This window comes from uncultured Brevundimonas sp. (genome assembly GCF_937870815.1).
In the GTDB taxonomy this organism is placed as follows: Bacteria; Pseudomonadota; Alphaproteobacteria; order Caulobacterales; family Caulobacteraceae; genus Brevundimonas.
The window spans coordinates 20,511-27,789 of the sequence record NZ_CALMZS010000103.1; the positions used below are offsets into that span (position 1 = coordinate 20,511).

A 7,279-nucleotide genomic window follows, 5' to 3' on the forward strand; every position below is an offset into this window, starting at 1 on the left:
CTGCCGCGGCAAGTTCAATACACACGACTACACACGAAGGTGGGCCTGGCCGCCCGCCCGGTCCGCGGCCTGCCGCTATTTCCCGCCCGCCACGGGCAGGGGGATGATCTCGGCCCCGCCTTTGGGAGCGGCGGCCCGCGCCACCTGCGCCACCGGCAGGCGCACGGTCACCGCCGTGCCCTCGCCCAGAGTGCTCTCGATGCTCATCCGACCGCCGTGCAGCTCGGCGAAGGCGCGCACCAGCGACAGGCCCAGGCCGGTGCCCTGGCGGCGCTGCTCGATGGCCCCGGCCTGTTCGAACGGACGGCCCAGCCGGCGCACGTCCTCCGGCGCGATGCCGACGCCGGTGTCGGCCACGACGATCTCCAGATAGGGGCCGACGGTCTCGACCGTGACGGTGACGGCGCCGCCGGCCGGGGTGAATTTCACCGCATTGGACAGCAGGTTGAGCGCGATCTGTTTCACCGCCCGCTTGTCGGCCGAGACCTCGACCGGCTCGGCGGGCAGCATGGCGGTCAGGACCACGCCCTTGTCCTCGGCCGTGACCCGCACCAGGGCGACGGCGGCCGAGACCAGTTCACGGGCGTCGAACCGCTCCAGCGTCAGCACATAGCGCTCGGCCTCGATCTTCGACACGTCAAGGACGTCGTTGATCAGCTCCAGCAGGTGGCCGCCGGCCTCGTGGATGTTGTCGACATAGGCGGCGTAGCGTTCCGGCATCGGCCCGAACAGCCGCTGGCGCATGATGTCCGAGAAGCCGAGCACCGCATTCAGCGGCGTCCTCAGCTCATGGCTCATATTGGCGAGGAAGCGGCTCTTGCCGGCCTCGCGGGCCTCGGCCTCGGTCCGGGCCGTCTCCAGCTCCAGTTCGCGGGCGTACTGGCCGGTGCCGTCGAAGGCCTGGCCGACCAGCCGCGGGGCCTCCTGGCCCGGACCGTCCAGCCGGCGCAGGATCAGCTGCACGCGCCGGTCCAGCGCCAGTCTCGGGGCGAGGATCACGGCCGCGTCATGGCCCTGCAGGGCGCGGTCGATGGCGGCCAGCAGGCGCGGCCGGTCGGGGGCGTGGATCGCGGCCACCAGGCCGTGCTCGAACAGCGGATCGACGGGCAGCGCCGGCGGCGGCGCGCCATAGGCGGCCAGCACCCGCCCGGAGCGCTCCAGCACCAGCGTCAGGCCCGGCTGCGCCGCCAGCAGACGTCCGATCTTGCCGGCCTCGCCCTCGGCCGCCGCCAGCCGCGCCTCGTTCTGCCGCCATGACAGCCGCACGGCCAGCGCCGCCGCGCCGGCGGTCATCACGCCCGCGGTCGCCGCCAGCTCGGGCAGGTGCGGCCCGACTCCGCCCAGCCAGGCCGAGACCAGGCCGACCAGCGCCGCCAGCGCCGCGCCGAGGGCGCCGACCTGGGCCAACCGCACCCCACCCAGCGCCAGGCCCGCCGCCAGCGGCAGGAAGACGAAACCCGCCAGCGGCCCCGACAGCCCGCCCGTCAGTTCCGCCGAAACCACGGCGGCCAGGCTCCACAGACCGAGCAGGATCATCCGCTCGCGCGGTCCGTCGCGGTGCAGCAGGCCGAGCCCGGCCGCCCCAGGGACGACCATGGCCAGCACCGCATGGAAGACCGACCCCTCGACGCCGCCCAGCCAACGGCCGCCGAGGGCCAGCAGGGCCGCGGCCACGGCCCAGCCGGCGTGCCACGCGGCCAGCCCGGGACGGTCAGGGGCCGCCGGTCGGCCGGTCGGCGTGTCGGCGGCGGCGATGTCGGCGTAAGGGGTCAAGGGCGGCCGGGGACAGGTGGGAGGGCGCGGTCGGGCGCGCCCCGACCGGAGAGCCTAGCCGTGCGGGCGAGTCGTCCAAAGCGCGCACCCGTCAGAGGGGAGCGCCCGGCCGGCGGTTGCCGCCGTCGCCGCCGCCGCCTATCTGCTCCCGATGACCGCGCCCGCCGCCCTCCAGCCCCCGATCGACGCCGTCCTCGCCGACCTGGTCGAGGAGTTCGACCTGCTCGGCGACTGGGAGGGCCGCATCGAATACGTCATCGACCTCGGCAAGACGCTGGCCCCGCTGCCCGAGGCGGACCGCACCGAGGCCAACAAGGTGGCCGGCTGCGCCGCCCAGGTCTGGCTGGCGGTGCGCCGGGAGGGCGGGCGGCTGCATTTCCTCGCCGACAGCGACAGCGCCCTGTCGAAAGGCAATATCGCCCTGCTGCTGCGGCTCTATTCCGGCCGCACCCCGGCCGAGATCCTCGCCTTCGACGCCCGCGCCGCCCTGGATCGCCTCGGCCTGCCCTCGGCCCTCACCCGCCAGCGCGCCAACGGCCTCAACGCCATGGTCGGCCGCATCCGCGAGGCGGCGCTGGCCCCGGCCTGACCGGCCCGCGCCGACCCGTCCTTCAGCCGATCCGGTAGTGGGCGGCCAGGGCTCTCAGCCCCTGTTTCAGCAGCGCCTTGCCGGCCCGCCGGCGCAGGCCCAGCGCCTGTTCGGCGGTCTGCAGGCTGCTGGTCCGGATGCAGATCTGCTCGACCATGGCCCGGGCCGGCCCGCAGGCGGCCAGCGCCGCCCCGACCCGCCGCGCCGCCGCCATCGCCCGGTCGCCGGGCTCGGCCCGCACCGCCGTGCCGCCGCCGCTGCGCGGCAGGGCGTCCCAGCGCAGGGTCAGGGACGGCCCCGCCATGGCGATCTCGGCGTCGATCCCCAGCCGTTCGGCGGCGGCCCGTTCGGCGCGCTCGATCCACGGCCGCCCGTCGGCGTCGCGCCGGCCGGACAGCCAGGCCACGGCCGAGCCGGTCAGGTTGGCGCGGTGCGACCGCAGCCGGCCGTCCGCGTCGATCACCGCCCGGCGGCCCTCGGTCAGCCCCGGCCGCCCCGGCGGCGGCGGCTCCGGCGCGGCCGCGCCCGCCGGCCGGGCGACCCAGCCGCCGCCGGCGCGCGCCTTCAGGCCCGGCTCGGCGGCCAGGGCGCGGAACTCCGCCTCGCCGATGGTCAGCTGCACCCGGGCGCGGCGGTCGGCGCCGGTCCGCAGGGCGTAGCCGCCGCCGGGCGCGGCCTCGATCCAGCCGGCCGGCCGCCCCAGCAGCCGCCGCGCCCGGGTGGCCGTCCCGCTCATGCCGGCAGCTCGCACGACGGCGCCTCCAGCACCGCCTTGGCGCAGCGCTCCAGCCGGTCCAGCAGGTCGTCCATGGCCGGCCGGTCGCGCCCGTCCTCGGCCCAGCGGCACGCCGCCGCCGCCGTCGAGCGGTTCAGGCCGAAGGCGTGGCCGACCCGGTCCATCGGCCAGCCGAACGTCACATAGGACAGGTACATGGCCAGCCAGCGCGCCCGGCAGGCCCGGCCGTCCAGCCGCGCCCGCAGCTCCATCCGCTCCTTCGGCACCCCGGTCGAGGCCGCCACCAGCTCCAGCGCCAGCCCGGCCCGGACCCGGTCCTCCCGCCGCACCGGCACCCGGTAGGTCTCCATCGCATCGCCCTCCCATCCGCGCCGGCGGGCAGGGGCCGCGCCGACGGAGATAGGAACATATACCTACGATCCGTCGGAATCGGTCGTATCCGCCGCCCCCCCGGGCCGGAAGGTCAAAAAACCTCGGCCGGTTGACTCGCGGGCCTCGACGCCGATTCGCAAATCAGCCTACGATTCGTTTTGGGATAGGCGTTAACCCTTCTTAAGTTTTTCGGCGGTTAACGTTCGAACAAGGTTACCCCGAAACGGGGCAGTTACATTTTCAGCCAAACTCTGCCTGGAGGGGCATCAATGCGCGTCCTGCTAATCGAAGATGATCACGCGACCGCGCAGAGCATCGAACTGATGCTGAAGTCGGAAGGTTTTAACGTCTACACGACCGACCTCGGCGAGGAAGGCATCGATCTCGGCAAGATCTACGACTACGACCTGATCCTGCTGGACCTGAACCTGCCCGACATGAACGGGCTTGAGGTTTTGCGTCAGCTGCGCGTCGGCAAGGTCAATACGCCCGTGATGATCCTGTCCGGCACCTCCGAGATCGAGACCAAGGTCAAGACCTTCGGCGGCGGCGCCGACGACTATATGACCAAGCCCTTCCACAAGGACGAGCTGATCGCGCGCACCCACGCCGTGGTCCGCCGCTCCAAGGGCCACGCCCAGGCCATCATCCACACCGGCGAGATCGCCGTGAACCTGGACGGCAAGACGGTCGAGGTGAACGGCCACCGCGTCCACCTGACCGGCAAGGAATACCAGATGCTGGAGCTGCTCTCGCTGCGCAAGGGCACCACCCTGACCAAGGAAATGTTCCTCAACCACCTGTACGGCGGCATGGACGAGCCCGAGCTGAAGATCATCGACGTGTTCATCTGCAAGCTGCGCAAGAAGCTGGCCACCGCCGCCGGCGGCAAACACTATATCGAGACCGTCTGGGGCCGCGGCTATGTGCTGCGCGACCCGTCGGAGTCGCGCGCCCCGGCCAGCGCCGCCGCCTGATCGGGACGACTATCGAGACATTGAAGCGCCCGCCGGAGCGATCCGGCGGGCGTTTTCGCGCCCGCTTCCGGGCCGAACCGCCTCCCTGGTTCAGAACGCCTTCTCCAGCCCCGCGTCCTTCAAGATCTGGTTGGCCATGTGCCGACTCTTCGTGCGCGGCACGGCGAAGATCCTGCCGGTCGCGGGACTGAACCAGATTTCATGACTGCCCTTGCCGGGCCTCACGAACCGGCATCCCGCCTCGCGCAATCGCCGCTCGAGTTCCGGATAGAAGTCCTTCGGCGCCCCTCAGGACGCGGCCTTCAGCGCCGTCTCGCCGGTGATGGTGATCGGGCCGGGCGGCATGCCGTTGTCGCGCATCAGGTCCGGAGCCAGCGCCTCGACCAGGTCGACGAACTCGCTCAGGGTCGCCGCCTCGACGTTCAGCCCGAGGATGTCGCTTCTCGACCCATAGACCCCGGCCTCGGCGTTCCAGACAGCAGTGACCGTATAGCGAGCCATGCCGCGATAATGGGCGCGGGGGCCGGACTCGTCAACGCCACGGCCGGACGCCGCCCTCTGCCCCCGGCGAATACGACAACGCCCGCCGGATCACTCCGGCGGGCGCCATCATTCGAGAACCTAATCCCTAATCCCTAATCCCTGGTCCCTAGGCCTTGGCATACCCCTGCCCGCCGTTCGACGGACGCCGGCGGCGGGGGCGGCGCTTGATCTCGCCGTCCGGCTTGGCGGCCACGGCCACGCCGCCCTGACGCGGGTCGTTGTGGGCCTGGCGCGGACGCTCGCCAGCCATCGGATCGTAGGCGCGCTCCGGGGTCGGGCGCACGTCGCGGCCGGGGCCGGGCTTGCGGACGCGGTGCGGCTGCCCGCCGCCTTCCAGCTTGACCCCGTCGCGGCGCGGATTGCGGTTGCGACCGCCGCCGCCCGGGCCGCGGCCGCCGCGGCCGTCACGCTCCTCGCGCTCCGGCATGGTCGCCTTCTTGCCGACGCCGGCCGCCATGATCGAGGCGTCCAGCTGACCCAGCTGCTTGTCGTTGCGGCGGTCGATGGCCGGAATCTTCTGGCGCGTGACCTTCTCGATGTCGCGCAGCAGCTTCATCTCGTCGCCGGCCACGAAGCTGATCGCCGTGCCGTCGGCGCCGGCGCGGGCGGTGCGGCCAATGCGGTGCACATAGGCTTCGGGCACGAACGGCAGTTCGAAATTGACCACGTGGGAGACGCCGTCGACGTCGATGCCGCGCGCGGCGATGTCGGTCGCGACCAGCACCCGCAGCTTGCCCTTCTTGAAGGCGTCGAGGGTGCGTTCGCGCTGCGGCTGGCTCTTGTTGCCGTGGATGGCCCCGGCCTCGACGCCGCCGGCCTCCAGATAGGCGGCCACCTTGTCGGCGCCGTGCTTGGTCTTGGTGAAGACCAGGCAGCGGGTGAAGGTCGCGTCGCTGAACATCTCGGTCAGCAGGGCGCGCTTGCGGCCCTGTTCGATGTGGATCACCGACTGGTTGATGCGCTGCACGGTCGTGGCCTGCGGCGTCACCTGCACCTTGACCGGGTCCTTGAGCAGCTCGCCGGCCAGCTTGCCGATCTCGGTCGGCATGGTGGCCGAGAAGAACAGGTTCTGGCGCCTGGCCGGGATGCGGCTGACGATCTGGCGGATCGGCTTGACGAAGCCGAGGTCGAGCATCTGGTCGGCCTCGTCGAGGACGAAGATTTCAGTGCGGCTCAGGTCCAGTGTCTTCTGCTGCATATGGTCGAGCAGGCGGCCGGGCGTGGCCACCAGCACGTCGAGGCCCTGTTGCAGGGCGCGCTCCTGCGGCCCGTATTTGACGCCGCCGAAGATCACGGCGACGCGGAAGCCGAGGTGTTTGCCGTAGGTCTTGAAGCTCTCGGCGATCTGGCTGGCCAGTTCGCGCGTCGGCGACAGGATCAGCACCCGCGAGGTGCGGGGCACGGGCGGGGTGCGGTTGGCGGCCAGCCGGTGCAGGATCGGCAGGGCGAAGGCGGCGGTCTTGCCGGTGCCGGTCTGGGCGATGCCCAGCAGGTCCTTGCCGGCCATGACGTCGGGGATGGCCTGGACCTGGATCGGAGTCGGCGTCGTATAGCCTTCCGAGGCCAGCGCCTGGAGGAGGGCCGGATTCAGGCCCATGGTGTCGAAGGTCTTGTTGCTCACTTGGAACGTTTCTTTCGCGTGTGCGGCGGCGCGCAACAGCCATGGCTCAACGCCGAAAGGGCCGCGCACCGCCAGTCCCGGTGGGATGTCTGGATGACATCGTCGGGGTGGATCGGGCGCCGCCCCGCGTGTCCGGGCAGCGAATGAATCTTGAGGGGCCGGCCCCTGCTACAGTCAGGGCTTCAACTCTGAAGCCCCACACGCGCTGGAGGCGCCGGACATCGCGATTGTGCGATGCAGCGTAAGTGGGCGATCAATGGGGCCAAGTCAAGGCGTGGCCGGATTCAGCCCTGTTTGGCCCGCCGCCTGAACCGGTGCAGCAGGGGCTCGGTGTAGCCGTTGGGCTGGGCGGCGCCGTCGAACACCAGGGCCCGGGCGGCCTGGAAGGCGAGGCTGGCGGCGGGGTCGGGGGCCATCGGCCGGTAGAGGGGGTCGGCGGCGTTCTGGGCGTCGACCTTGGCGGCCATGCGCGCCAATGCGGCGTCGACCTGTTCGGGCGTGCAGACCCCGTGCAGCAGCCAGTTGGCCATGTGCTGGGAGGAGATGCGCAGGGTGGCGCGGTCCTCCATCAGGCCGATGTCGTGGATGTCCGGCACCTTGGAGCAGCCGACGCCCTGGTCGATCCAGCGGACGACATAGCCGAGCAGGCCCTGGGCGTTGTTGTCGAG

7 protein-coding genes and 2 pseudogenes are annotated in these 7,279 nt (G+C 71.7%); 2 read left to right on the plus strand and 7 right to left on the minus strand.

Translation table 11 applies throughout. The features are described from left to right. Positions 1 to 75: 75 nt before the first annotated feature. Positions 76 to 1,773, minus strand: coding sequence for a HAMP domain-containing sensor histidine kinase (locus tag Q0588_RS06685; RefSeq protein WP_298744896.1), 1,698 nt, complete (start codon positions 1,771 to 1,773; stop codon positions 76 to 78). 151 nt (positions 1,774 to 1,924) lie between these two features. Between Q0588_RS06685 and Q0588_RS06690 the strand changes: the two genes are divergently transcribed. Beyond that, complete coding sequence (locus tag Q0588_RS06690; protein WP_298744897.1) at positions 1,925 to 2,362, plus strand: SufE family protein; 438 nt, start codon at positions 1,925 to 1,927, stop codon at positions 2,360 to 2,362. Positions 2,363 to 2,384: 22 nt separating this feature from the next. Here Q0588_RS06690 and Q0588_RS06695 read toward each other — a convergent pair whose 3' ends face one another. Next, complete coding sequence (locus Q0588_RS06695; RefSeq protein WP_298744899.1) at positions 2,385 to 3,098, minus strand: DUF6456 domain-containing protein; 714 nt, start codon at positions 3,096 to 3,098, stop codon at positions 2,385 to 2,387. After that, entirely contained in the window at positions 3,095 to 3,448 is a 354-nt protein-coding gene (locus tag Q0588_RS06700) for a chromosomal replication initiator DnaA (protein WP_298744901.1), read from the minus strand. Before Q0588_RS06700 ends, Q0588_RS06695 begins: the two co-directional genes overlap by 4 nt. Before the next feature lie 291 nt (positions 3,449 to 3,739). Between Q0588_RS06700 and ctrA the strand changes: the two genes are divergently transcribed. Next, a complete protein-coding gene (gene ctrA / locus Q0588_RS06705) occupies positions 3,740 to 4,447 on the plus strand; it encodes a response regulator transcription factor CtrA (RefSeq protein WP_298744903.1) in 708 nt (235 codons plus the stop codon). A 90-nt stretch (positions 4,448 to 4,537) separates the two neighbouring features. Here the strand turns inward: ctrA and Q0588_RS06710 are convergent. The 4 genes and pseudogenes from Q0588_RS06710 to Q0588_RS06725 form a co-directional block, all read right to left on the minus strand. Then, positions 4,538 to 4,699 (minus strand): annotated as a pseudogene (locus Q0588_RS06710) (type II toxin-antitoxin system HicA family toxin); the annotation flags it as partial. A 36-nt stretch (positions 4,700 to 4,735) separates the two neighbouring features. Further along, positions 4,736 to 4,948 (minus strand): DUF1902 domain-containing protein, encoded by a 213-nt coding sequence (locus tag Q0588_RS06715; RefSeq protein ID WP_298744905.1) that lies wholly within the window; start codon positions 4,946 to 4,948, stop codon positions 4,736 to 4,738. A gap of 148 nt (positions 4,949 to 5,096) precedes the next feature. Next, entirely contained in the window at positions 5,097 to 6,587 is a 1,491-nt protein-coding gene (locus Q0588_RS06720) for a DEAD/DEAH box helicase (protein WP_298744911.1), read from the minus strand. Between the two features lie 308 nt (positions 6,588 to 6,895). Beyond that, a pseudogene (locus Q0588_RS06725) lies at positions 6,896 to 7,279 on the minus strand (malate synthase G); the annotation flags it as partial.